The organism is Pseudomonas sp. BNK-44-b, assembly GCF_047456245.1.
In the GTDB taxonomy this organism is placed as follows: domain Bacteria; phylum Pseudomonadota; class Gammaproteobacteria; order Pseudomonadales; family Pseudomonadaceae; genus Aquipseudomonas; species Aquipseudomonas machongensis.
Window position 1 is genome coordinate 5,375,306 of record NZ_CP179908.1, and the last position, 22,521, is coordinate 5,397,826.

The following is a 22,521-nucleotide window of genomic DNA, read 5'->3' on the forward strand; positions in this document are numbered from 1 at the left end:
GTCGCCAGCTTGGCATGGCGGGCATTTATTTGAAACATTTCTGTCACAAGCATGTTGGGTGGTTCAGGGCCAGTCCAGACAAACGAAAAAGGCCCCGAAGGGCCTTTTCAGTGACGTCCGGTACTTACTGACCCGGAATGTCCTTGCGCAGTTTCACCGGATCATGCTCCTTGCCTTCCTTGCGCGCCATTGCAGTACGCATGCGGATGTTGATCGCTTCCACCGCCAGCGAGAACGCCATGGCGAAGTACACATAGCCCTTCGGCACGTGCACGTCGAAGGACTCGGCAATCAGCACGGTACCGACCACGATCAGGAACGACAGCGCGAGCATCTTCAGCGACGGGTGCTTGTCGATGAAGTCGCTGATGGTACCGGCGCAAAGCATCATCACCAGCACGGCGACGATGATCGCGGCGATCATCACCGGAACGTGCGAGACCATGCCCACCGCGGTGATCACCGAGTCCAGCGAGAACACGATGTCGATGATGGCGATCTGGATGATGGTGTAGAAGAACTTGCCGCCAGCGCCTTTGGGTTCGTCGCTGCTTTCCTCCTCACCCTCGAGGCCGTGGTAGATCTCCTGGGAGCTTTTCCACAACAGGAACAGGCCGCCGAAGAACAGGATCAGGTCGCGCCCCGAAATGCCCTCGCCGAAGACCACGAACAGGTCGTCGGTCAGGCGCATTACCCAGGTGATCGAGAGCAGCAGCATGATCCGGGTGACCATCGCCAGCGCCAGGCCGAAGATCCGCGTGCGCGGCTGCATGTGCTTGGGCATGCGGCTGACCAGGATCGAGATCATGATGATGTTGTCGATCCCGAGCACGATCTCGAGTGCGGTCAGGGTGAAAAAGGCAACCCAGATTTCCGGGCTGGTCAGCCATTCCATGTGTATTCCTTCGAACGATGAAGGCGACGCGCCCGGGAGAGCGGGCGTGTCGCGGTGGGGTGGTGCTCTTGTCTTACAGACTACTGATCAGTGGGAAAACTCCCATGAGCAAGGCGGCGAGCATTATGCACAGGCACACCAGAACTGCCCACTTGAGGGTGAAGCGCTGGTGATCGCCGAATTCGATCCCCGCCAGGGCTACCAGCAGGTAGGTGGAGGGTACCAGTGGGCTGAGCAGGTGTACCGGTTGTCCGACGATCGACGCACGGGCCATTTCCACCGGGGTGATGCCGTAGTGGCTGGCGGCTTCGGCCAGTACCGGCAGCACGCCGTAGTAGAAGGCGTCATTGGACATGAAGAAGGTGAACGGCATGCTGACGATCGCGGTGATGGCCGCCAGGTACGGGCCGAGCGCATCCGGGATCACCGCCAGCAGGCTCTTGGACATGGCCTCGACCATGCCAGTGCCGGACAGAATGCCGGTGAAGATACCGGCGGCGAAGATCAGCCCGGTCACGGCCAGCACGCTGCCGGCGTGGGCTGCGATGCGGTCCTTCTGCTGTTGCAGGCAGGGGTAGTTGACGATCATGGCGATACTGAAGGCGATCATGAACAGCACCGGCAGCGGCAGCACGCCGGAGATCAGCGCGACCATCAGGGCAGCGGTCAGGGCGCCGTTGAACCAGATCAGCTTGGGGCGGCGCGCTTCGGGGAACTGCGACACGCTGATTTCGCTGTGATCGATGTCGTCGGTCGGCAGGTGCAGCTCACCCAGGCGGGCACGCTCGCGCTTGCCGTACATGTAGGCGATGGCGAGGATCGCCAGCACACCGAAGGCCATGGCCGGGATCATCGGCACGAAGATGTCCGACGGGTCTACATGCAGCGCGCTGGCGGCGCGAGCGGTCGGACCACCCCAGGGGGTCATGTTCATCACGCCACCGGCGAGGATGATCAAACCGGCCATGATTCGCGGGCTCATGCCCAGGCGGCTGTACAGCGGCAGCATGGCGGCGCAGCAGATCATGTAGGTGGTGGCGCCGTCACCGTCGAGCGAGACCACCAAAGCCAGCACGGCAGTGCCGACCGAGACTTTCAGCGGGTCGCCCTTGACCAGCTTGAGGATCTTGCGCACGGCTGGGTCGAACAGGCCGGAGTCGATCATCAGGGCGAAGTAGAGGATGGCGAACATCAGCATCACGCCGGTGGGCGCGAGCTTGCTGATGCCTTCGAGCATCATGGGGCCGATCTTGGCGGAGAAGCCGCCGAACAGGGCGAAAATGATCGGTACCAGGATCAGGGCGATCAAGGCCGACAGGCGCTTGGTCATGATCAGGTACATGAAGGTGATGACCATGGCAAAGCCAAGGAAGGTCAGCATGGCGGTACTCCAGGCGTGGCGCGGCGAAAGGACGGACGATTCGGGCGGATCAGCGCGTCAGGCGCTGTGCATGGAATAGCGGGCGGGGTACTGCAGGAAGGCGGGCACAGGAAAACATCGGTATCACCATTGTTGTTGTTGATTGGGCCGGGTTCGTACGTAATGCCGACACCCTGGCTGGCCGGTCTGTCGCCGGTGGTGGCGCTATCCTAGGGGGGTAAGCTTTCAGCCAGCTTTCGCCTCGATGAAGGCGACAGGAGGTGGTTTCATGAATGACGTACAGGAAGGCGGGTGCCATTGCGGTGCCTTGCGCTACCGGCTGGAGGGCGATCTGACGGATGTCGCCCACTGCCACTGCTCGATGTCGACGGGTCAGCGGCGGGCTGGTGGTGACCTGGCTTACCCTGCCGCGCAAGGGTTTCCAGTGGATGGCGGGCGAGCCGAAGCGCTATGTGGCGCCGGCCAGTTGTACACGGTTCTTCTGCGGCGACTGCGGCGCGCATGTGGCGCTGGAGACGACGCATAGCCCGCTGAGCATCGATGTGACGGTGGCGACGCTGGACCGGCCAGAACAGGTGAGGGCCAGTCGGCATATCTGGACGGGCAGCCGGCTACCCTGGCTGCACCTGGATGAGGAGCTGCCTGGCGAGGTGGAGGAGAGTCCGTAACGAAATGCGGGGGCCTGATCAAAGGCCCCCGCAGGTCTTCAGATGGTCAGCGTCCAGTCGTAGTCGACGATCAGCGGCGCGTGCTGCGAGAAGCGTGGCTGGCGCGGCAGGCGAGCACTGCGCACGAAGCGGCGCAGACCCTGGGTGAGGATCTGATAGTCGAAGCGATAGCCCAGGTTGAGCATCTCGGCCTGTTCGTTGTCCGGCCACCAGCTGTACTGGTCACCTTCGCGGCTGACTTCGCGCAGGGCGTCGACATAGCCCATCTCGCCGATGATCGCGTCCATCCAGGCGCGTTCGGGCGGCAGGAAGCCCGGCGATTGCTGGCTGTCGCGCCAGTTCTTGATGTCGAGCTTCTGCTGCGCCACGTAGAACGAGCCGCAATAGATGTATTCGCGACGCTTGCGACGCTGCTTGTCCAGGTACTTGGCGAAGTCGTCCATCAACTTGAACTTTTGGTTCAAGTCTTCGTCGCCGTTCATTCCCGAAGGCAGCAGCAGGCTGGCGATGCTTACCTTGTCGAAATCTGCTTGCAGGTAGCGCCCGTAACGGTCGGCCGTCTCGAAGCCCAGGCCGGTGATGACTGCCTTGGGCTGCATCCGCGAGTAGAGCGCCACGCCACCTTGGGCAGGCACCTCCGCTTCGCAGGCATAAAGGAAATAGCCATCGAGCTGGAAAGCTGGGTCGTCGAGTTCAAAGGCCGAGGCGCGGGTATCCTGAAGGCAGATGACGTCGGCATTCTGGGCTTGCAGCCAGCTGAGCAGTCCACGCTCGGCCGCAGCCTGAATGCCATTCACGTTCACACTGATGATCCGCATAAATGGCCCCAAAAATCTCGTGCGTGTATGATACCCGAGCTCAACTCATTTAGCTAAATCCGTGGTGTCCGGGACTTTTCATGCAGCCGTATCAGCGCGACTTCATTCGTTTTGCCATCGATCGCGGCGTTCTGCGCTTCGGTGAATTCACCCTGAAATCGGGGCGTACCAGCCCGTACTTCTTCAACGCCGGGCTGTTCAACAGCGGATCGGCCCTGGCCCAGCTGGGGCGCTGCTATGCAGCCGCGATCGTCGACAGCAAGATCCCCTTCGACGTGCTGTTCGGTCCCGCGTACAAGGGCATCCCGCTGGCAGCGGCCACGGCGGTGTCCCTGGCCGAGCAGCATCAGCTCGACGTGCCATGGTGCTTCAACCGCAAGGAGGCCAAGGACCACGGCGAGGGCGGCAGCCTGGTCGGCGCCCCGTTGGCCGGTGACGTGCTGATCATCGACGACGTGATCACTGCCGGTACCGCCATCCGAGAGGTCATGCAGATCATCAAGGGCCAGCAGGCCAAGGCCGCAGGCGTACTGATCGCACTGAACCGCGAAGAGCGCGGCAATGGCGAGCTCTCGGCGATCCAGGAAGTGGAGCGTGATTTCGGCATTCCGGTGGTCAGTATCGTTTCGCTGACCCAGGTACTGGAGTTCCTGGCCGACGATCCTCAGCTCAAGCAGCACCTGCCGGCGGTCGAGGCCTATCGGGCGCAGTACGGGATCTGATCTCGGACCGGTAATGAAAAAGGCGACCCATGAGGGTCGCCTTTTTCATTGGATCGGCGGTGGATCGTTCGCGGGCAATCCCACTCCCACAACGGCGGTAAACCTCTGTGGGAGCGGGCTTGCCCGCGAAGCGGTCGCCGCTTAGTCCGTGCCGTACTTCGGCGAACGCGGCCCATACAGGATCCCGCCGTTCGGGTTCGGCGACAGCAGGCGGGCACTGGTGATACCGGCGATCGGGTAACCTGCGTCTTCCTGCACGCTGCTGATGACCTGGTTCACTGCCGCAGTGATCAGCATGCCGATCAGGCCGCCCTGGTTCTGCCGGCCTTCTTCGCTGGAGGCGGATGCAGTACCGGTCCACAGCGTGGTGCCGGACTTCAGGTCGACCAGCTTGGCACTGGCGGTCACGATGGTTGCGCTGCTCAGCACCATGTAGCGGGTGCCGTAGTCGCTGACGGTCACGTACAGCGCCGCATCGGCGCCGAAGATCTCGTGCAGCTTGGCCATCGGCAGCTCATGGATGTCAGCCGGGGTGGTCATGCCGTTCTGGCGGAAGGTCTCGGCGACCAGCGCCACCGGCATCACGTAGTAGCCGGCTTCGGCCAGCGGGTAGGTGACCTGCGCGAGCATGCTGTAGCTGGCCTTGACGTCCGGCGAGTTGTTCAGCGGCGGCACGATCAGGATCGACTTCGGGCGGCTCTGCTTGAAGGCCGCGTAGTCGGTGGTCTTGCGCTCGGCACAGCCGGCGAACAGGGCCAGCACGCAGGCGCCGACGATCAGTTGGGTAAGGCGCTTGATCACTGCTTCGCTCCTTGCGTGGCGTTCTTCATCAGGAAGTCCATGTACGCCGCCGACTCAGGGAACAGCGCCTTCTCGGTGCGGAACTGCTGGATCATCTGGTCGTCCTTGCCCAGGCTCGAGTAGAGCAGGCCCAGTTGCGCGTGATACCCAGGAGGGACGGCGCCGTTCTTGGCCTTGATCTTTTCCAGGTCGCGCTCCAGGGCGATGACCTGTTCTTCCTTCGACTGGTCGTTGAAGTATTCGCGTACTTGCGGCTGGTAGCTTTCCCACTGGTACAGCGGCTTCTGCGAGTTGCAACCGACCAGCAGGGCGCTGGCCAGCAGGAGCCCGGCGCCAGTGCGCCAGGCCGAGCGGGTGATGCTCATCTACGTGCTTCCTTGTCGTTGTCGTCTTGCTGCAGGGTCTTACTGCGCTTGCGGCTTCCACTGGCCGCTTTCGACAGCGCCGACCAGCTTGTTCACCGCTTCGCGCATGGCCAGGTCGAGAACCTTGCCGTTGAGGGTCGAGTCGTAGCTGGCGGTACCGCCGAAGCCGATGACTTCACGGTTGGACAGGGCGTATTCGCCGGCGCCCTGGCTCGAATAGACCACTTCGGAGGTGCTGATGTTGACGATGTTCAGCGCGACCTTGGCGTAGGCAATCTGGGTCTTGCCGCGACCGAGGATGCCGAACAGCTGGTGGTCACCGACTTCCTTGCGGCCGAATTCGGTCACGTCGCCCGTCACCACGAAATCGGCGCCCTTCAGGCGCTGGACCTGGCCTTTGATTGCGGCTTCCTGCTGGATCTCACCCATGTTGTCGCGGTCCAGCACGTTGAAACGGCCGGTCTGCTGCAGGTGGGTGATCAGGATGGTCTTGGCCTGGCCGCCGAGGCGGTCGACGCCGTCGGAGAAGATGCCGCGCATGTAGCTCGAACGGTTGTCGAACTTGCCTACGGCGATCGGTGCACGCACGCCGCTGTACGGGCGGCTGACGCTCTCGACCTGTTGTACGGCCACGGCGGTGGAAGTTTCGGTAGCGCAGCCGGCGATGGACCCGAGCGCGACGGCAGCTGCCAGCACGAGTCCTTGTGATGCGTATTTCACGCGAGTTCTCCAGGTAAATAGCAACTATTTGCAACGGGCGTGCATTCTGCCACGTTGTGTCGGCAGCCTAGAGAGAAAGTTGAGGGCGGGACAGAGAAAAATAATGGCATTGCGCCATGTTTCATTGTTCTGGTTCGGCCAAGCCTGCGCGATCCTTGGAGGAGCAAGCTTGTCGGGGCGCAGAATCGCAGCGAACACCGGTATGGCCGGTGCCATTACCGCGGTGTACTTTTCGCGGGCAAGCCCGCTCCTACGGGTTATGCAGGAGCGGGCCGTCGCTCAAAGCATCAGTGGCGCTTGCGATTGGTGATCAGGGTACCCACGCCGCTGTCGGTGAAAATCTCCAGCAGCACCGCGTTCGGCACACGGCCATCAATGATGTGCGAGCTGTTCACGCCGCCCTGCACGGCTTCCAGTGCGCACTTGATCTTCGGCAGCATGCCACCGTAGATGGTGCCGTCGGCGATCAGCTCGTTGACCTGCTCGGTGGTCAGGCCGGTGAGCACCTGGCCCTGCTTGTCCATCAGGCCGGCAATGTTGGTCAGCAGCATCAGCTTCTCGGCTTTCAGGGCTTCGGCGACCTTGCCGGCGACCAGGTCAGCGTTGATGTTGTACGACTCGCCGTTGGCACCCACGCCGATCGGCGCGATCACCGGGATGAAGTCGCCCTTGACCAGCATGTTCAGCAGCTCGGTGTTCACGCCCACGACTTCGCCGACATGGCCGATGTCGATGATTTCCGGGGTGGTCATCTCGGGGGTCTGGCGGCTGACGGTGAGCTTCTTGGCGCGGATCAGCTCCGCATCCTTGCCGGTCAGGCCGATGGCGCTGCCGCCGTGGCGGTTGATCAGGTTGACGATATCCTTGTTGACCTGGCCGCCCAGGACCATCTCCACCACGTCCATGGTCGCCGAATCGGTGACGCGCATGCCGTCGATGAAGTGGCTCTCGATCGACAGGCGCTTGAGCAGGTCGCCGATCTGCGGGCCGCCGCCGTGCACGACCACCGGGTTGATGCCCACCGCTTTCATCAGCACGATGTCACGGGCAAAGCCGGTCTTGAGCTCTTCGCTCTCCATCGCGTTGCCGCCGTACTTGATCACCAGGGTCTTGCCGACAAAGCGGCGGATGTAGGGCAGTGCTTCGGACAAAACCTCGGCTACATGGGAAGCGGCATCGCGATCGAGGGTCATGCAGGGCTCCAGTGAGGAACAGATAGTCGGTCAGAACGGCAGTTGCAGGCCGGGATCGACCCGCAGCAACTGCGTGCGGAATACAGCCTTGATACGGTCGAGTTCTGCCTCGCTGTCGGCCTCGAATCGCAGTACCAGCACCGGTGTGGTGTTGGAGGCGCGGACCAGGCCCCAGCCGTGTGGGTAGTCGACCCGTACACCGTCGATGGTGGTCAGGTTGGCTTCGCCCCAGTCGGCGTCGCGTTGCAGTGCATCAATGATGCTGAATTTACTCTCGTCGGTCACATCGATGTTGATTTCCGGTGTGGAAATATCGTTCGGGAACGCGGCGAACAGGCTTTCGGCATCCTGGTCGGCCTTGCTGAGGATTTCCAGCAGGCGTGCGGCACTGTAGATGCCGTCGTCGAAACCGTACCAGCGTTCCTTGATGAAGATGTGTCCGCTCATCTCGCCGGCCAGCAGCGAGCCGGTCAGTTTCATCTTCTTCTTGATCAACGAATGACCGGTCTTCCACATCAGGGCGCGGCCGCCGTGCTGTTCGATCAGTGGAGTCAGGCGACGGGTGCATTTGACGTCGAAGATGATCTCGGCGCCGGGGTTGCGCGACAGCACGTCCTGGGCGAAGAGCATCAGCAGGCGGTCGGGGTAGACGATGCTGCCGGTGTTGGTGACCACGCCCACGCGGTCACCGTCGCCGTCGAAGGCCAGGCCGATGTCAGCGCCGGTTTCCCTGACCTTGGCGATCAGGTCTTCGAGGTTCTCCGGCTTGCCCGGATCCGGGTGGTGGTTGGGGAAGTTGCCGTCGACCTCGCAGAACAGCGGGATCACCTCGCAGCCGAGGGCCTCGATCAGTTGCGGGGCGATCACCCCGGCGGCGCCGTTGCCGCAGTCGACCACGACCTTGAGCTTTTTCGACAGCTTCACGTCGCCGGTGATCTGCTGGTAGTAGCGCTCGAGGATCTCGACCTTCTCCACGTGGCCTTCGCCGCGCGGTACGTTGTTGGTCTTGAGGCGGGTCAGCAGGGCCTGGATCTGCTCGTTGGCGAGGGTGTCGCCGGCGATGACGATCTTGAAGCCGTTGTAGTCCGACGGGTTGTGGCTGCCGGTGAGCATCACGCCTGACGTACCGGCCAGCACATTGGCGGCGTAGTACAGCGCGGGGGTGGGCACCAGGCCGACGTCGCTGACCTGGCAACCGGCATCGGCCAGGCCCTTGATCAGTTGCTCGACCAGCATCGGGCCGGACAGGCGGCCGTCGCGGCCCACGGAGATCTTCGGCTCGCCCTGAGCGAGGGTCTGGGCGCCGATGGCGCGGCCGATCCAGTAGGCGGTTTCGGCGTGCAGCGTCTTGCCGACGATGCCGCGGATGTCATAGGCACGGAAGATGCTGTCTGGCAATGCGGGTACCAGCTGGGCCATGTCGTTCATCTCTGGGGACTCCAAGGGGTCAAAGGCTTCTGGGTAAGCGCAAACTGAACGCTTGGACGGTAGATAGCCCCGAGAGTTCGCCGTCCATGGCCCCGACGGTCGGCTCAGCGGGTCCCGGAGTGACCGAAACCGCCGCTGCCGCGCTGGGTTTCGTCGAAGGCTTCGACGATGTCGAAATGCGCCTGCACCACCGGTACCAGGATCAGCTGGGCGATGCGCTCGCCGATGCTGATGGTGAACGGCGTGTTGCCGCGGTTCCAGCACGAGACCATGAGCTCGCCCTGGTAGTCCGAGTCGATCAGGCCGACCAGGTTGCCCAGCACGATGCCGTGTTTGTGGCCCAGGCCCGAGCGCGGCAGGATCATTGCCGCCAGGCCCGGGTCGCCGATGTAGATCGACAGGCCGGTCGGGATCAGCAGGGTCTGGCCCGGCTCGAGGACCGTGTCCTCTTGCAGCAGGGCGCGCAGGTCGAGGCCGGCGGAGCCGGGGGTGGCGTATTGCGGCAGGGGGAATTCGGTACCCAGGCGTGGGTCGAGGATCTTGGCTTGAAGAGCGTGCATGGAACTTATTGAACCTGATTGAGCCGTTCGGCGATGAAGGCGACCAGTTGCCGGGCGATCTTGCCCTTGCTGGTCTGCGCGAAGAGGGTCTGGTGCTGCTGGCGGTCGATTACGGTCAGGGCGTTTTCCTCGCTGTTGAAGCCGATGCTGGGGTTGGCCACATCATTGGCGACGATCAGGTCGAGGTTCTTGTCCTTGAGCTTGCGCGTTGCGTAATCGAGCAGGTGCTCGGTCTCGGCTGCGAAACCGACGCTGAACGGGCGGTCGGCACGGCCAGCGAGGGTGGCAAGGATATCCGGATTGCGCACCATCTGCAGCAGCATGCCGTCGCCGGTCGTAGGGTCTTTCTTGAGCTTTTGCGGGGCGACCACCTCGGGACGGTAGTCCGCGACTGCTGCCGAGGCGATGAACAGGTCGCACGGCATGGCTGCTTCACAGGCCGCGAGCATGTCCCGCGCGCTCACCACGTCGATGCGGTTGACCCGGTCGGGGGTCTGCAGGTGCACGGGGCCGGTGACGAGGGTCACCCGGGCCCCGGCTTCGGCGGCCGCTTCGGCCAGGGCAAAGCCCATCTTCCCGGAACTATGATTGGTGATGTAGCGCACCGGATCGATGTTTTCCTGGGTCGGGCCGGCGGTGATCAGCACGTGCTTGCCGGTCAGGGCCTGGCGCTTGAAGCTCTCGGCGGCGCACCAGGCAAGGTCGGTGGCTTCGAGCATGCGGCCCAGGCCGACGTCGCCACAGGCCTGGCTGCCGGAGGCCGGGCCGAATACCTGGATGCCACGGCGCTTGAGCAGCTCGAGGTTGTCCTGGGTGGCCGGGTCGCGCCACATGGCCTGGTTCATGGCCGGGGCGACGGCGACGGTGGCGTCGGTGGCCAGCACCAGTGTGGTCAGCAGGTCATCGGCCATGCCCTGGGCCATGCGCGCCATCAGGTCGGCGGTGGCCGGGGCGATCAGCACCAGGTCGGCCCACTTGGCCAGTTCGATATGACCCATGGCAGCCTCGGCGGCAGGGTCGAGCAGGTCCATGTGCACCGGGTGGCCGGAGAGCGCCTGCAGGGTCAGCGGAGTGATGAACTCGGCGCCGCCGCGGGTCATGACGACACGCACCTGCGCGCCGTGTTCCAGGAGTCGGCGAATCAGCTCGGCGCTCTTGTAGGCGGCAATGCCGCCACCCACGCCGAGAACGATGCGCTTGCGATACAGCCGCTGCATAGGCTTGCCTTTTTCCAGTGAAAGCGGGCGGCGACGTTTGAAATTGCCTGCGGCAGAACGTCGCATTTAACGAGGCGAAATAGATTAACACAGGGCTTGAAGGCGCCGCAGTACAACGCAAGGAGGGGTATGAACATCAGGGAATGGCCGCTGGACGAGCGGCCGAGGGAGAAGTTGCTGGCGCGTGGGGCGCAGGTGCTGTCGGATGGGGAGTTGTTGGCAGTGCTGTTGGGCTCGGGCGTTGCCGGGCGCAACGTGGTCGACCTGGCGCGCAGCCTGCTCAAGCGCTTTGGCGGGTTGCGGGTGTTTCTCGAGGCCGACCGCGCCGCGCTGCTGCGCGAGCCTGGCATCGGGCCGGTGAAGTACGCGCAATTGCAGGCACTGCTGGAGATCGGACGACGCTACCTGGACGAAACCATCGAACGCGCGCCGGCGCTGGAAAGCCCTGCTGCGGTGCGGCGCTACCTGAAGTCGATGCTGCGCCATGAGCGCTGCGAGGTGTTCGGCTGCCTGTTCCTGGACACCCGGCACCGGCCCGTGGCGTTCGAGATCCTGTTTCGCGGCACGATAGACCGGGCAAGCATCTATCCGCGTGAGGTTGTGCGCCGGTCGCTGCTGCATAACGCGGCGGCGTTGATCATCTGTCACAACCACCCGTCGGGCAACAGCGCGCCGAGCCAGGACGATGTCCACCTGACTCGCACGTTGAAGCAGGCGCTGGCGCTGATCGACGTGCGTGCGCTCGATCACGTGATCGTCGGCGATGGCGAGCCGTTGTCGATGGTGGAACAGGGTTGGATCGGGGCGTAGTGGAGGCAGTGCCGGCCTATTCGCGGGTAAGTCGCAGCGGCGAAAAGGCCGGCACCGAATGCCAGTCAGCGCTCCACCGACACCTTGCTGAAGTCCACCCGCCCGAACGGGCTCACCTGATAGCCCTCGACGCCCTTGCTCAGCAGGGACGAGGCGGTCGGGTGGGCCAGCGGCAGCCACAGCGCCTGTTGTTGGATCAGCGTCTGCGCCTGCTGGTACAGACGGCTGCGCACGCTCTGGTCGTTGGTGGTGCGTCCGGCGTTGATCAACTGGTCGAGACGGCTGTCGCAGAAACGCGCGAAGTTGGTCCCGGACTTGACCGCCGCGCACGAGAATTGCGGGCTGAGGAAGTTGTCCGGGTCGCCGTTGTCGCCCGCCCAGCCCATGAACAGCAGGTCATGTTCACCGGCCTTGGCCCGGCGGATCAGCTCGCCCCATTCGATCACACGGATCTCGGCTTTGATGCCGACTTTCGCCAGGTCGGCCTGGAGCATTTGTGCGCCGAGGCTAGGGTTGGGGTTGAGCAGGCTGCCCGACGGCCGGGTCCAGATCGTGGTGCTGAAGCCGTCGGCCAGGCCGGCCTTGGTCAGCAACGCCTTGGCCTTCTTCAGGTCCAGCGCGTAGCCGGGCAGGTCCTTGGCGTAACTCCAGGTATTGGGCGGGTAGGGGCCGTTGGCGGCGATGGCGGTGTCATCGAACACGGCCTTGAGGTAGGCCGGTTTGTCGAAGGCGAGGTTGATCGCCTGGCGCACTTCGGGTTTGTCCAGCGGCGGGTGCTCGCTGTTGATGGCCACGAAGGCGGTCATGAAGGCCGGGGTGGAGGCTACCTTCAGCTTGTCGTTCTTCGCGGCTTCGGCGATGTCCAGCGGCTTGGGCGACAGGGCTACCTGGCATTCGTTGCGCTTGAGCTTCTGCAGGCGCACGTTCGGGTCGGTGGTGATGGCGAACACCAGCGGGTCGACCGCAGGCTTGCCGCCGAAGTAGTCGGGGTTGGCGCGATAACGCACCAAGGCGTCCTTCTGGAAGCGCTGGAAGACGAACGGGCCGGTGCCGATGGGCTGGCTATTGAGCTTCTCGGGCGTGCCGGCCTTGAGCAGCTTGTCGGCATACTCGGCCGAGTAGATCGAGGCGAAGCCCATGCTCAGGGTGGCCAGGAAGGTCGCGTCCGGATGGGTGAGGGTAAAGCGCACGCTCTGTGGATCGGGCGCCTCGATCGACTTGATCAGGTTGCCCAACTGCAGCGACTGGGCGTGCGGATAACCGCCGGGTGCGGACTTGTGCCAGGCATGGGCGGGGTAGAGCATGCGCTGGAAGCTGAACAACACGTCGTCGGCGTCCAGTTCGCGGGTCGGCTTGAAGTAGTCGGTGCTGTGGAATTTCACGCCGCCGCGCAACGTGAAGTCATAGACCAGGCCGTCTTTGGAGACCGTCCAGCTTTGTGCAAGGCTCGGCACCACCTTGCCCTGGGCCGCGTCGAACTCGACCAGGCGGTTCATCAGCACGTCGGCCGAGGCGTTGGTAGTGGTCAGCGAGTTGTACTGAACCACGTCGAAACCTTCCGGGCTGGCCTCGGTGCACACCGACAGCGGAGCTGCCTGGGCGATGCCTGCGGCGAGCAGGGAAGTGAATAGAACGGAAAGGGCGGCGACGCGCATGGTGGATCCTCGGCTGGTCAGGGGCCCATCTGCCAGTGCAGTCTGGAGGCGGAAACGTCCTACCCTAGTGCGCCAGTCGGGAAATGACCACCTGATTTTTATGCTGCGCGGCGACGAGCGGTCGACAGTGCGCGGGCCTTGTCGCTATGCTGGCCGGGCGCGATCGGCCCGATCGGAATGTGCATCTTCTGTTGTTGTGGCCGACCCTTTCTGGTATAAAGCAGCGCTCTTTTCTAGGGGCTCGGCCTGTCGCTCATTTGAGCCGGTTCGATAAGACCCCCGGAAACACGGCGCCTTGGCGCCATAGACTGAGAGATTAAGCGGCCAACCCATGCCGGGTTGGGCATGTGGTTTTAGAGGGCTGAGGCATGTCGAGAGTCTGTCAAGTTACCGGTAAGGGTCCGGTAACCGGGAACAACATTTCCCACGCAAACAACAAAACCCGTCGTCGTTTCCTGCCGAACCTGCAGCACCACCGTTTCTGGGTTGAATCCGAGAATCGTTTCGTGCGTCTGCGCGTTTCCGCCAAAGGCATGCGTATCATCGACAAGCGCGGCATCGATGCCGTTCTGGTCGACATCCGTAAAGCTGGCGCCAAGGTTTAAGGGAGAACATCATGCGTGAATTGATCCGTCTGGTTTCGAGTGCCGGTACCGGCCACTTCTACACCACCGACAAGAACAAGCGCACCACTCCGGACAAGATCGAGATCAAGAAATACGATCCGGTCGTCCGCAAGCACGTGGTGTACAAGGAAGCCAAGATCAAGTAATTGATCCGGCAACCAAAAAAACCCGCAACCGAAAGGAAGCGGGTTTTTTTATTGCTGCCTTTTCAGGCGTAGCTTACGCGCCACAGGGTTCAGTAGTTGCGCAGGCCGCTTATGATGCCTTCGTCGTCTACATCGATCCTGACCTGGTCGGACCTGTAGTCCCGCAGGTCTGCGGCGCCGGTAACAATCCGAACTGCACTCAGGCCCGTCAGCTCGAGAATGTAGGCGCCCACGCTTTCAACGTAGCGCGAACCGATGACGTGGCGTGCAGGGGCGAGGATGTCGGTAGTCATATGCTGTTCCTTGTCGACTGTCCGGAAATGGACGCTGCCATCGTTGCAGCCTCCCGTTCGACGGATGCGGTACTTAATCCTCGCAAGCCCCGTTACTTCTGCTCGAACATCACGTAGATCTTGCGGCACGCTTCCAGAACCTCCCAGGTGCCCTTGAAGCCGGCCGGGATGACGAAGCGGTCACCGGCCCGCAGGGTCTTGGCGCCGCCGTCCTGGTCGCGCAGGACCGATACGCCCTGGACGATCTCGCAATACTCGTGCTCGGTGTAGTTCACGGTCCACTGGCCGACTTCACCCTCCCAGACGCCCGCGGCGAACTGCCCGCAGGGGCTCGAATAGTGGTTGTAAACCGCCTGGTCCGGCTCGCCCTTGAGAATTTTCTCGGCCGCCGGGCGATAGCGCTCGGCTTCGGTAAGGACCTGGGCGAAGTCGATGATGCTGTCGATGCTCATGCTGGATACCCTGTTGTTGTTTAATAAAATGCACATCAGTAGGCTTTTAAGCCATTCGTGTCAAATATATTGATAGTTTAACCGGCCTGGTTTAGGGTGTCGGATGCCCGTGTGCGCTTGTCGCCCGGCCAGAATTTCTGACAGTGCCCGTGAGTCCTCAATACGGGGCTGCACCTTAACAAGAGGAGGAGTTTCGTATGACCACCCTGACTCGTGCGGATTGGGAACAGCGTGCCCAGCAACTGAAGATCGAAGGCCGCGCCTTCATCAACGGCGAATACACCGACGCCGCCTCCGGCGAAACCTTCGAGTGCCTGAGCCCAGTCGACGGACGTTTCCTGGCCAAGGTTGCCAGTTGTGACCTGGCCGACGCCAACCGCGCCGTGGAAAACGCTCGCGCCACCTTCGACTCTGGCGTCTGGTCCCAACTGGCTCCTGCCAAGCGCAAGGCCAAGCTGATCCGCTTCGCCGACCTGCTGCGCAAGCATGTCGAGGAACTGGCGCTGCTGGAAACCCTGGACATGGGCAAGCCGATCGGCGACTCCTCCACCATCGATATTCCGGGCGCTGCCCAGGCCATCCACTGGACTGCCGAAGCCATCGACAAGGTCTACGACGAGGTCGCACCGACCCCGCACGACCAACTGGGCCTGGTGACCCGTGAGCCGGTAGGCGTCGTGGGTGCCATCGTCCCATGGAACTTCCCGCTGTTGATGGCCTGCTGGAAACTCGGCCCGGCGCTGGCCACCGGCAACTCGGTGGTGCTCAAGCCGTCCGAGAAGTCCCCGCTGACCGCCATCCGTATCGCCCAACTGGCCATCGAGGCCGGCATCCCGGCAGGCGTGCTGAACGTGCTGCCTGGCTATGGCCACACCGTCGGCAAGGCCCTGGCCCTGCACATGGATGTCGATACCCTGGTGTTCACCGGTTCTACCAAGATCGCCAAGCAACTGATGGTGTACGCGGGCGAATCGAACATGAAGCGCATCTGGCTGGAAGCCGGTGGCAAGAGCCCGAACATCGTCTTCGCCGACGCCCCTGACCTGAAGGCCGCCGCCGAAGCCGCTGCCAGCGCCATCGCCTTCAACCAGGGCGAGGTCTGCACCGCTGGCTCGCGTCTGCTGGTCGAGCGCTCGATCAAGGACAAGTTCCTGCCGCTGGTGGTCGAGGCCCTCAAGGCCTGGAAGCCAGGCAACCCATTGGATCCGGCCACCACGGTCGGTGCGCTGGTCGATACTCAGCAGATGAACACCGTGCTGTCGTACATCGACGCCGGTCATCAGGACGGCGCCAAACTGCTGGCCGGTGGCAAACGCATCCTCGAAGAGACCGGCGGCACCTACGTCGAGCCGACCATCTTCGACGGCGTGACCAACGCCATGAAGATCGCCCAGGAAGAAATCTTCGGCCCGGTGCTGTCGGTGATCGCCTTCGACACTGCCGAAGAGGCCATCGCCATCGCCAACGATACCCCGTATGGCCTGGCAGCTGGCATCTGGACCGCCGATATCTCCAAGGCGCACAAGACTGCCCGCGCCGTGCGTGCTGGCAGCGTGTGGGTCAACCAGTACGACGGTGGCGACATGACCGCACCGTTCGGCGGCTTCAAGCAGTCGGGCAACGGCCGTGACAAGTCGCTGCATGCACTGGAGAAGTACACCGAGCTGAAGGCGACCTGGATCAAGCTGTAATCCGGTAGTCTTCTTCGCGGGCAAGCCCGCTCCCACAGGCCCAGCGCCGTCCTTGCGAGCGGCGGCGTACCTGTGGGAGCGGGCTTGCCCGCGAATGGGCCTGAACAAATTTACCTGGGGGTCTGCAATGCGTTGGGGAACCTACTTTGCCGTGCTGGCGTCGGTGCTCAGTGTCGGGCTTGCGCTCGGCGTGAGCATGCCGCTGGTATCCCTGCGCCTGGAAGGCTGGGGCTACGGCGGGTTCGCCATTGGCGTGATGGCGGCGATGCCGGCAATCGGCGTACTGCTCGGCGCGAGCCTGGCCAGTCGCCTGGCGGGTTGGGTCGGCGTGCCATCGGCGATGCGCCTGTGCCTGTGGGGCGGTGCGTTGTCAATTGTGTTGGTGGCGGTGTTGCCCAGCTATCCGCTGTGGCTGGCGCTACGCCTGCTGATCGGCATGTCACTGACGGTGGTGTTCATCCTCGGCGAAAGCTGGATCAACCAGTTGGTGGTCGAGCAGTGGCGTGGGCGACTGGTGGCGCTGTATGGCAGCAGCTATGCCCTGAGCCAGCTGGCCGGGCCGCTGGTGCTGGGCTTTCTCGGCTCGGAAGATGATTTCGGTTTCTGGGCCGCCAGCGGCCTGCTGTTGCTCGCACCCTTGCTCCTGCTAGGCCGCGGTGGTGCGCCGTCGACCGAGGCGTGCAGCGTGACCTTCAGCGACTTGTTCGCCTTCTGTCGACGCTTGCCGGTCATTGCCTGGGCCATTGCGTTGTTCGCGGCATTCGAGGCGATGATTCTGACGCTTCTGCCGGTGTATGTGTTGCAGCAGGGCTTCACCGCCGAAGTGGCGTTGTTCATGGTCAGCACCGTGGTGGTCGGCGATGCCGTGCTGCAGTTGCCAATTGGCGCCCTGGCCGATCGCATGTCCCGGCAAGCCTTGTTCAGTGGCTGTGCGGTGAGTCTGCTGGGTTCGAGCCTGGCGATTCCGCTGCTGCTGCACACCCCGGCGGTGTGGCCGCTGTGGGTACTGTTCGGTGCGAGCGCGGGGGGCTTGTTCACCCTGTCGCTGATCCTGATCGGCGAGCGTTATCGCGATGACGCATTGGTGCGTGCCAACGCCCATGTGGCGCAACTGTGGGGGATCGGTTGTTTGCTCGGGCCGTTGCTGGCCGGGGCAGGGAGCCAGTGGGTCAGTGGACATGCCTTGCTGTTCCTGATGGCTGCAGGGGCTGCAGGGCTGGTGCTGCTGACCCGGCGTCCCGGTGCGTTCGAGCCCGCCTCCGCCTGAAATAGCCGGGCCGCACTCGCGCGGCCCGGCTGCTAGAGCATCTTCTCCAAACCCACCGCCTTGGCCACCCAGGCATTGAACCGGCGCCATATTCCGCCCGGCTCAGCGGTCAGGGTATGCACCTGGCCATTGTCCTCGGTCACCCAGACCATCTTCCCGTCCACCAGCTTCGGTTGATAGCTCAAGGCCGGCGCCATGCCCTGTTCGGCCAGCGCGCGGGTGTACTCGGCCAACTCCGGGCTGTCGACCATCACCCCGACCTCGGTGTTCCACAGCACCGAGCGGGGATCGAAGTTGAAGGAGCCAATGAAGGTCTTGCGCCGGTCGAAGACCATTGCCTTGCTGTGCAGGCTTGAGTCGGACTGGCCCTTGAAGCTGAGGACGCCGCGCGCGGCGCTCGGGTCACCGGGCTGGCGACGCAGCTCGAACAGCTCCACGCCATGTTCGAGCAGGGCTCGGCGATAGGGCGCATAGCCGCCGTGCACGGCCGGCACATCGGTGGCTTCGAGCGAGTTGGTCAGCAGCTTGACCGAGGTGCCGGCGTCGGCGCGGCTGGTGAGGTACAGCAGGCCTGGCTCGCCCGGCACGAAGTAGGCCGAGACGAGGATCAGCTCGCGGTGTACGTTCTTCAGGTCCGGCGCCAGTTGCTGGGTCATCAGCAATTGGGGGTCGGGCTCGCCGCGGGCCAGCACCTTGCTCGGCGCATCCCACAGCGCCTGGCTGTGTGCCCAGATCAGCTCATTGCGCCAGATATCCAGGCGTGGCGCGGTCTGATAGGCCATCAGTCGGTCGTACAGCGCCTTGCGCTGCACCCTGGCCTGCGCCAGCCAGGTTTCCAGGCGCTGGCGGCTAGCGCGCAGGTCGCTGGCGTCCGGCGTGCTCCACAGGAAGTCGCCGATCGGCCGACTCAGGGCGCTGTTCCAGTACTGGTCGAAGCTGTGGCCGAGTTGCTCGGCCACAGGCCCTACACCCAGCAGGTCGATGTCGGTGAAGTTCAGGTTGGGCTCGGCGTCGAAGTACTCGTCACCCAGGTTGCGGCCGCCGACGATGGCCATACTGTTGTCGACCAGGAACAGCTTGTTGTGCATGCGCCGGTGCTGCAGCGACAGGTTGAACAGCCGCCCCATGGCACGCGTCAGGCCAGTGCTGCGGCCCAGGTGCAGCGGGTTGAACACGCGGATCTGGATATGAGGGTGGGCGGCGAGGGTGCCGATCAGGCTGTCCAGGCCATCGCTGGTGGTGTCGTCGAGCAGGATGCGCACCCGCACGCCGCGGTCGGCGGCGCGCAGCAGCTCGTGCACCAGGGCGCGGGTGCTCAGGCCATCGTGGACGATGTAGTACTGCAGGTCGATGCTGGTCTGGGCGTTGCGAATCAGCTCGGCGCGGGCGCGGAAGGCTTCGTTGCTGTTCGGTAGCAGGCGAAAGCCGGAGCGCCCCTCATAGGGCGCGGCCTGACGCTGGACTGAGCGGCCGAACGCCGAGTCGTTGGCCGGCAGCGCCTGGCTCACGTCGCGAGGTGCATCGACGCTGGCGCAGCCGCTCAGGCCGAGCAGCAGCGCCAGCAGGAGGGGCAGAGCCCGCTGGAGTCTCAAAGGCGAATCGTCCTGTACGACAGGTCACTGGAAGGTTGGACCGTGCAAAGCGCTGCAAAGTTACCCGGCGTCACTGTCCTGCGCCAGTAGGCGATAGGCAGTTTCACCTACCTTGCGTACCGCCGCCTCGATTTCCGGGGTGGCGCGGGTGGCGAAATTCATGCGCAGGCAGTGCCGGTACTTGCCCGACGCCGAAAAAATGCTGCCGACGGCGATCTGTACGCCCTGTTCCAGTAGCGCACGGTTGAGCCGCAGCGTGTCGAAGCTCTCGGGCAGTTCCACCCACAGCATGAAGCCACCCTGGGGCCGGCTGGCGCGGGTGCCGGGCGGGAAGTAGCGGGTCACCCAGTCGCTCATCTGGTCGCGGGCGCGCTGGTACTGCGCCCGGACTCGGCGCAGGTGCGGCTGATAGTGGCCTTCGGCGATGAAGTCGGCGATCGCCAACTGGGGCTGGCAGGCCGTGCTGCCGGTACTGATGTACTTCATGTGCAGCACCCGCTCCAGATAGCGCCCGGGCGCCACCCAGCCGACCCGCAGGCCTGGGGCCAGAGTCTTGGAGAACGAGCTGCAGAGCAGTACGCGGCCATCCTCGTCGAACGATTTGATGGTGCGTGGGCGTGGGTAGGTGTAGGCCAGGTCGCCGTAAACATCGTCTTCGAGAATCGCCACGTCGTAGCGCTGGGCCAGGGTCAGCAGGGCCTTCTTGCGCGCCTCGGGCATGATGTAGCCCAGCGGGTTGTTGCAACTGGGGGTGATCTGGATGAGCTTGATCGGCCATTGCTCCAGCGCCAGTTCCAGCGCCTCCAGGCTGATGCCGGTGGTCGGGTCTGTGGGGATCTCCAGCGCCTTCATGCCCAGGCCCTTGAGCGTCTGCATGGCGCCGTGGAAGCTGGGCGAATCCACCGCGACGATGTCGCCCGGCTCGCACACTGCGCGGATGCTGGTCGACAGCGCTTCGTGACAACCAGTTGTCACCACCAGGTCGCCTGGCCCGAGGTTGCAACCTGAGTCGAGCGTCAGGCGGGCGATTTGTTCACGCAGGGCTTCGTTGCCGTGGATGTTGTCGTAGTACAGCCCTGGCATGTCCAGGCGCCGGCTGAGCTGGGCAAGGCTGCGCAGCAGGGGCTTGAGCGTCGGGCTCTCGATGTCGGGCATGCCGCGGCCGAGCTGGATCACGTCGGGGTGAGGGCTGGCACGTACCAATTCGAGCACTTGTTCCCACTGGGAAATATCCACAGGGCGTTGGGCGGGGCGGCTGATGGCGGGCAGGGCCGGCAGGCTGCGATTTTCCGTGACGAAGTAGCCGGACTTGGGGCGCGGAGCCACCAGGCCGTTGTCCTCCAGCTGGCGATAGGCCTGCTGTACGGTGCTCAGGCTGACGCCGTGTTCCAGGCTCAATGAGCGCACCGACGGCAGCCGTTCGCCGGGACGATACAGGCCTTGTTCGATCCGGGCACCGAGCAATTCGGCGAGGTTCATGTAGAGGGTCACGGCATACTCCTGCACACGTTGGGCAAGGTGAGCGATACAGATTGGCCAAAAATACGGCATTCAGCCGTCGTTGCGCCAATTCTGTATGGAAATAATAATCCTGTGTTGAATCTGTATCGTGCATGTCTGCCGAGCGCATGCTTTCTCCAGCTTTCGAGGCAATCAGGAGACATGGCAATGAACGGCTTGAGCGATGTACGGCTGCAACTGTTGGCGGAAGAACTGCGCGCAGGGCAGTGGCCCAAGGTTTCCAGTGCCCCTGTGGGCTTGGGTCGCCTGGGGCTGATGGTGCATCGCTGGCGCTCGCGCAGGGTGCTGCGCGAGTTGAGCGATCACCAGTTGCTGGATATCGGCATCAGCCGCCAGCAGGCTCGGGAGGAAGGGTGCAAGCCATTCTGGCGAGCGTGATCAGAGCAGCTCCTTGAGTCGGTACCAGAGCATCCCCAGCGCCAGCAGCGGCGAGCGCAGGTGCTTGCCGCCAGGGAAGGTCGCGTGCGGTACCTTGGCGAACAGGTCGAAGCGCCCCGCCTGCTGGCCGCTGATGGCCTCGCCCAGCAGGCGTCCGGCCAGGTGCGTGGCGTTCAGGCCGTGGCCGGAGTAGGCCTGGGCGTAATAGACGTTGGCATGGCTGGCCAGGCGCCCGACCTGCGGCAGGCGATTGGCGCCGATACCGATCATGCCGCCCCACTGGTAGTCGATGCGCACACCGGCCAGCTGCGGGAACACCTTGAGCATCTTCGGGCCCATGTAGGCGCCGATGTCCTTCGGGTCGCGCCCGGAGTAGTGGCAGGCGCCGCCGAACAGCAGGCGGTGGTCGGCGGACAGGCGGAAGTAATCCAGCGCCACGCGCTGGTCGCACACGGCCATGTTCTGTGGCAGCAACTGGCGGGCACGTGCTTCGCCCAGGGGTTCGGTGGCGATGATGTAGCTGCCGGCGGGCAGCACCTTGCCGCCCAGTTCGCGGTTGAGGTCGTTGTGGTAGGCGTTGGTGCACAGCACCAGCGTACTGGCGCGCACGCGGCCCCGCGCCGTGTGCACCTGGACTTGCGGGCCGTAGTCGATGCGGGTTACTGCCGAACCCTCGTGCAGCTTCACGCCCAGGCGCTCGGCGGCGGCCGCTTCGCCCAGGGCCAGGTTGAGTGGGTGCAGGTGGCCTGAGCCCATGTCGACCAGGCCGCCGACGAAGCTGTCGGATCCGACCACGCTGCGGATCTCGGACGCGGGCACCACGCGGACCTCGTGGCGGTAGCCCAGGCTGCGCAGCTCTTCGGCATTTTCAGCGAAGCCGTCCAGCTCGGCGGGCTTGTATGCCAGGTCGCAGTAACCCCAGGTCAGGTCGCAGGCGATGGCGTGGCGCTCGATACGTTGACGCGCGATCTCCACGGCTTCCAGGCCCATCAGCTTGAGGCTGCGTACGCCATCCTTGCCGAGCACCGGCAGGAACTGCTCGACATCGTGGCCAACGCCACGGATCAACTGCCCGCCATTGCGACCGCTGGCGCCCCAGCCGATCTTGCGGGCTTCGAGCAGGATCACCGAGAAGCCGCGCTCGGCCAGCTCGATGGCGGTATTCAGGCCCGAGTAACCGCCGCCGACGATGCACACATCGGCGCTGTGCTCGCCTTCGAGGCTGGGGTAGTCCGGTTGAGGCGCGCTGCTGGCGGCATAGTAGGAGGCGGCGTGCTGCGCGCTGTGGATCATCTGGGGAGGCCCTGGAGTCGGTGCGAAGG

Annotated in this window: 22 protein-coding genes and 2 pseudogenes; 8 read left to right on the plus strand and 16 right to left on the minus strand. The window is 63.8% G+C overall.

Annotated features, from left to right (window positions below; genetic code table 11):
• Window positions 1–124 precede the first annotated feature (124 nt).
• Together ACMGGG_RS24335 and ACMGGG_RS24340 are read right to left on the minus strand one after the other, a co-directional pair.
• Complete coding sequence (locus ACMGGG_RS24335; protein ID WP_054893332.1) at window positions 125–895, minus strand: TerC family protein; 771 nt, start codon at window positions 893–895, stop codon at window positions 125–127.
• A gap of 73 nt (window positions 896–968) precedes the next feature.
• Window positions 969–2,276 carry a CitMHS family transporter gene (locus ACMGGG_RS24340; RefSeq protein WP_054893331.1) on the minus strand — a complete coding sequence of 436 codons (1,308 nt, stop codon included), beginning with the start codon at window positions 2,274–2,276 and terminating at the stop codon, window positions 969–971.
• A gap of 268 nt (window positions 2,277–2,544) precedes the next feature.
• Between ACMGGG_RS24340 and ACMGGG_RS24345 the strand changes: the two are divergent.
• A pseudogene (locus tag ACMGGG_RS24345) lies at window positions 2,545–2,944 on the plus strand (GFA family protein).
• 38 nt (window positions 2,945–2,982) lie between these two features.
• On the opposite strand, the gene ACMGGG_RS24350 reads toward ACMGGG_RS24345, so the two are convergent.
• Entirely contained in the window at window positions 2,983–3,762 is a 780-nt protein-coding gene (locus ACMGGG_RS24350) for an exodeoxyribonuclease III (protein ID WP_054893329.1), read from the minus strand.
• An 80-nt stretch (window positions 3,763–3,842) separates the two neighbouring features.
• Here ACMGGG_RS24350 and pyrE point away from each other — a divergent pair, with 80 nt between their 5' ends.
• On the plus strand, window positions 3,843–4,484 hold the full coding sequence (gene pyrE / locus ACMGGG_RS24355) for an orotate phosphoribosyltransferase (protein WP_054893328.1): 642 nt from the start codon (window positions 3,843–3,845) through the stop codon (window positions 4,482–4,484).
• Window positions 4,485–4,625: 141 nt separating this feature from the next.
• Here the strand turns inward: pyrE and ACMGGG_RS24360 are convergent, their stop codons facing one another.
• From ACMGGG_RS24360 to coaBC, 7 genes and pseudogenes are all read right to left on the minus strand, one after another.
• Window positions 4,626–5,264, minus strand: a complete 639-nt coding sequence (locus ACMGGG_RS24360; RefSeq protein ID WP_232233654.1) for a DUF799 domain-containing protein — start codon at window positions 5,262–5,264, stop codon at window positions 4,626–4,628.
• Window positions 5,265–5,281: 17 nt separating this feature from the next.
• Window positions 5,282–5,650: a DUF4810 domain-containing protein gene (locus ACMGGG_RS24365; protein WP_054893326.1), complete on the minus strand. Its 369-nt coding sequence runs from the start codon at window positions 5,648–5,650 to the stop codon at window positions 5,282–5,284.
• A gap of 39 nt (window positions 5,651–5,689) precedes the next feature.
• Window positions 5,690–6,370: a CsgG/HfaB family protein gene (locus ACMGGG_RS24370; protein WP_054926178.1), complete on the minus strand. Its 681-nt coding sequence runs from the start codon at window positions 6,368–6,370 to the stop codon at window positions 5,690–5,692.
• A gap of 287 nt (window positions 6,371–6,657) precedes the next feature.
• The gene (argB, locus tag ACMGGG_RS24375; protein WP_063542032.1) at window positions 6,658–7,563 is read right to left on the minus strand and encodes an acetylglutamate kinase; all 906 of its coding nucleotides are present in this window, start codon (window positions 7,561–7,563) and stop codon (window positions 6,658–6,660) included.
• 30 nt (window positions 7,564–7,593) lie between these two features.
• A pseudogene (locus tag ACMGGG_RS24380) lies at window positions 7,594–8,967 on the minus strand (phosphomannomutase/phosphoglucomutase); the annotation flags it as partial.
• Between the two features lie 128 nt (window positions 8,968–9,095).
• Window positions 9,096–9,551, minus strand: coding sequence for a dUTP diphosphatase (dut, locus tag ACMGGG_RS24385; RefSeq protein ID WP_414154566.1), 456 nt, complete (start codon window positions 9,549–9,551; stop codon window positions 9,096–9,098).
• Window positions 9,552–9,556: 5 nt separating this feature from the next.
• A complete protein-coding gene (gene coaBC / locus ACMGGG_RS24390) occupies window positions 9,557–10,768 on the minus strand; it encodes a bifunctional phosphopantothenoylcysteine decarboxylase/phosphopantothenate--cysteine ligase CoaBC (protein ID WP_054894122.1) in 1,212 nt (403 codons plus the stop codon).
• 129 nt (window positions 10,769–10,897) lie between these two features.
• Between coaBC and radC the strand changes: the two genes are divergently transcribed.
• Window positions 10,898–11,578, plus strand: a complete 681-nt coding sequence (radC, locus tag ACMGGG_RS24395) for a RadC family protein (RefSeq protein WP_414154568.1) — start codon at window positions 10,898–10,900, stop codon at window positions 11,576–11,578.
• Window positions 11,579–11,643: 65 nt separating this feature from the next.
• Here radC and ACMGGG_RS24400 read toward each other — a convergent pair whose 3' ends face one another.
• The gene (locus ACMGGG_RS24400; RefSeq protein WP_414154569.1) at window positions 11,644–13,233 is read right to left on the minus strand and encodes an ABC transporter substrate-binding protein; all 1,590 of its coding nucleotides are present in this window, start codon (window positions 13,231–13,233) and stop codon (window positions 11,644–11,646) included.
• Window positions 13,234–13,601: 368 nt separating this feature from the next.
• Here ACMGGG_RS24400 and rpmB point away from each other — a divergent pair, with 368 nt between their 5' ends.
• Window positions 13,602–13,838: a 50S ribosomal protein L28 gene (rpmB, locus tag ACMGGG_RS24405; protein WP_054894119.1), complete on the plus strand. Its 237-nt coding sequence runs from the start codon at window positions 13,602–13,604 to the stop codon at window positions 13,836–13,838.
• Window positions 13,839–13,849: 11 nt separating this feature from the next.
• Window positions 13,850–14,005: a 50S ribosomal protein L33 gene (gene rpmG / locus ACMGGG_RS24410; RefSeq protein ID WP_003253507.1), complete on the plus strand. Its 156-nt coding sequence runs from the start codon at window positions 13,850–13,852 to the stop codon at window positions 14,003–14,005.
• An 89-nt stretch (window positions 14,006–14,094) separates the two neighbouring features.
• Here rpmG and ACMGGG_RS24415 read toward each other — a convergent pair whose 3' ends face one another.
• Window positions 14,095–14,298, minus strand: a complete 204-nt coding sequence (locus tag ACMGGG_RS24415; protein ID WP_063542036.1) for a hypothetical protein — start codon at window positions 14,296–14,298, stop codon at window positions 14,095–14,097.
• A gap of 92 nt (window positions 14,299–14,390) precedes the next feature.
• Entirely contained in the window at window positions 14,391–14,750 is a 360-nt protein-coding gene (locus tag ACMGGG_RS24420; RefSeq protein WP_054894117.1) for a cupin domain-containing protein, read from the minus strand.
• 197 nt (window positions 14,751–14,947) lie between these two features.
• Here ACMGGG_RS24420 and ACMGGG_RS24425 point away from each other — a divergent pair, with 197 nt between their 5' ends.
• The gene (locus ACMGGG_RS24425; RefSeq protein WP_112897061.1) at window positions 14,948–16,441 is read left to right on the plus strand and encodes an aldehyde dehydrogenase; all 1,494 of its coding nucleotides are present in this window, start codon (window positions 14,948–14,950) and stop codon (window positions 16,439–16,441) included.
• 127 nt (window positions 16,442–16,568) lie between these two features.
• Window positions 16,569–17,708 carry an MFS transporter gene (locus tag ACMGGG_RS24430; protein WP_065864722.1) on the plus strand — a complete coding sequence of 380 codons (1,140 nt, stop codon included), beginning with the start codon at window positions 16,569–16,571 and terminating at the stop codon, window positions 17,706–17,708.
• 32 nt (window positions 17,709–17,740) lie between these two features.
• On the opposite strand, the gene ACMGGG_RS24435 is transcribed toward ACMGGG_RS24430, so the two are convergent.
• Window positions 17,741–19,300, minus strand: a complete 1,560-nt coding sequence (locus tag ACMGGG_RS24435; protein ID WP_054894114.1) for a phospholipase D family protein — start codon at window positions 19,298–19,300, stop codon at window positions 17,741–17,743.
• 60 nt (window positions 19,301–19,360) lie between these two features.
• The gene (locus ACMGGG_RS24440; RefSeq protein WP_172964799.1) at window positions 19,361–20,791 is read right to left on the minus strand and encodes a PLP-dependent aminotransferase family protein; all 1,431 of its coding nucleotides are present in this window, start codon (window positions 20,789–20,791) and stop codon (window positions 19,361–19,363) included.
• A gap of 177 nt (window positions 20,792–20,968) precedes the next feature.
• Between ACMGGG_RS24440 and ACMGGG_RS24445 the strand changes: the two genes are divergently transcribed.
• Window positions 20,969–21,199 carry a DUF1127 domain-containing protein gene (locus ACMGGG_RS24445; RefSeq protein ID WP_063542038.1) on the plus strand — a complete coding sequence of 77 codons (231 nt, stop codon included), beginning with the start codon at window positions 20,969–20,971 and terminating at the stop codon, window positions 21,197–21,199.
• On the opposite strand, the gene ACMGGG_RS24450 is transcribed toward ACMGGG_RS24445, so the two are convergent.
• Entirely contained in the window at window positions 21,200–22,492 is a 1,293-nt protein-coding gene (locus ACMGGG_RS24450; protein WP_151925439.1) for an NAD(P)/FAD-dependent oxidoreductase, read from the minus strand.
• Window positions 22,493–22,521: the final 29 nt, after the last annotated feature.

Excerpts from the sequence above, each read along its gene's own strand:
- ACMGGG_RS24430 (WP_065864722.1), top strand. The coding sequence starts at position 16,569 with ATGCGTTGGGGAACCTACTTTGCCGTGCTGGCGTCGGTGCTCAGTGTC.
- argB (WP_063542032.1), bottom strand. The coding sequence starts at position 7,563 with ATGACCCTCGATCGCGATGCCGCTTCCCATGTAGCCGAGGTTTTGTCC.
- ACMGGG_RS24425 (WP_112897061.1), top strand. The coding sequence starts at position 14,948 with ATGACCACCCTGACTCGTGCGGATTGGGAACAGCGTGCCCAGCAACTG.
- ACMGGG_RS24340 (WP_054893331.1), bottom strand. The coding sequence starts at position 2,276 with ATGCTGACCTTCCTTGGCTTTGCCATGGTCATCACCTTCATGTACCTG.
- coaBC (WP_054894122.1), bottom strand. The coding sequence starts at position 10,768 with ATGCAGCGGCTGTATCGCAAGCGCATCGTTCTCGGCGTGGGTGGCGGC.
- dut (WP_414154566.1), bottom strand. The coding sequence starts at position 9,551 with ATGCACGCTCTTCAAGCCAAGATCCTCGACCCACGCCTGGGTACCGAA.
- ACMGGG_RS24420 (WP_054894117.1), bottom strand. The coding sequence starts at position 14,750 with ATGAGCATCGACAGCATCATCGACTTCGCCCAGGTCCTTACCGAAGCC.
- ACMGGG_RS24400 (WP_414154569.1), bottom strand. The coding sequence starts at position 13,233 with ATGCGCGTCGCCGCCCTTTCCGTTCTATTCACTTCCCTGCTCGCCGCA.
- ACMGGG_RS24415 (WP_063542036.1), bottom strand. The coding sequence starts at position 14,298 with ATGACTACCGACATCCTCGCCCCTGCACGCCACGTCATCGGTTCGCGC.
- pyrE (WP_054893328.1), top strand. The coding sequence starts at position 3,843 with ATGCAGCCGTATCAGCGCGACTTCATTCGTTTTGCCATCGATCGCGGC.
- ACMGGG_RS24450 (WP_151925439.1), bottom strand. The coding sequence starts at position 22,492 with ATGATCCACAGCGCGCAGCACGCCGCCTCCTACTATGCCGCCAGCAGC.
- radC (WP_414154568.1), top strand. The coding sequence starts at position 10,898 with ATGAACATCAGGGAATGGCCGCTGGACGAGCGGCCGAGGGAGAAGTTG.
- ACMGGG_RS24365 (WP_054893326.1), bottom strand. The coding sequence starts at position 5,650 with ATGAGCATCACCCGCTCGGCCTGGCGCACTGGCGCCGGGCTCCTGCTG.
- rpmG (WP_003253507.1), top strand. The coding sequence starts at position 13,850 with ATGCGTGAATTGATCCGTCTGGTTTCGAGTGCCGGTACCGGCCACTTC.
- ACMGGG_RS24350 (WP_054893329.1), bottom strand. The coding sequence starts at position 3,762 with ATGCGGATCATCAGTGTGAACGTGAATGGCATTCAGGCTGCGGCCGAG.
- rpmB (WP_054894119.1), top strand. The coding sequence starts at position 13,602 with ATGTCGAGAGTCTGTCAAGTTACCGGTAAGGGTCCGGTAACCGGGAAC.
- ACMGGG_RS24445 (WP_063542038.1), top strand. The coding sequence starts at position 20,969 with ATGAACGGCTTGAGCGATGTACGGCTGCAACTGTTGGCGGAAGAACTG.
- ACMGGG_RS24335 (WP_054893332.1), bottom strand. The coding sequence starts at position 895 with ATGGAATGGCTGACCAGCCCGGAAATCTGGGTTGCCTTTTTCACCCTG.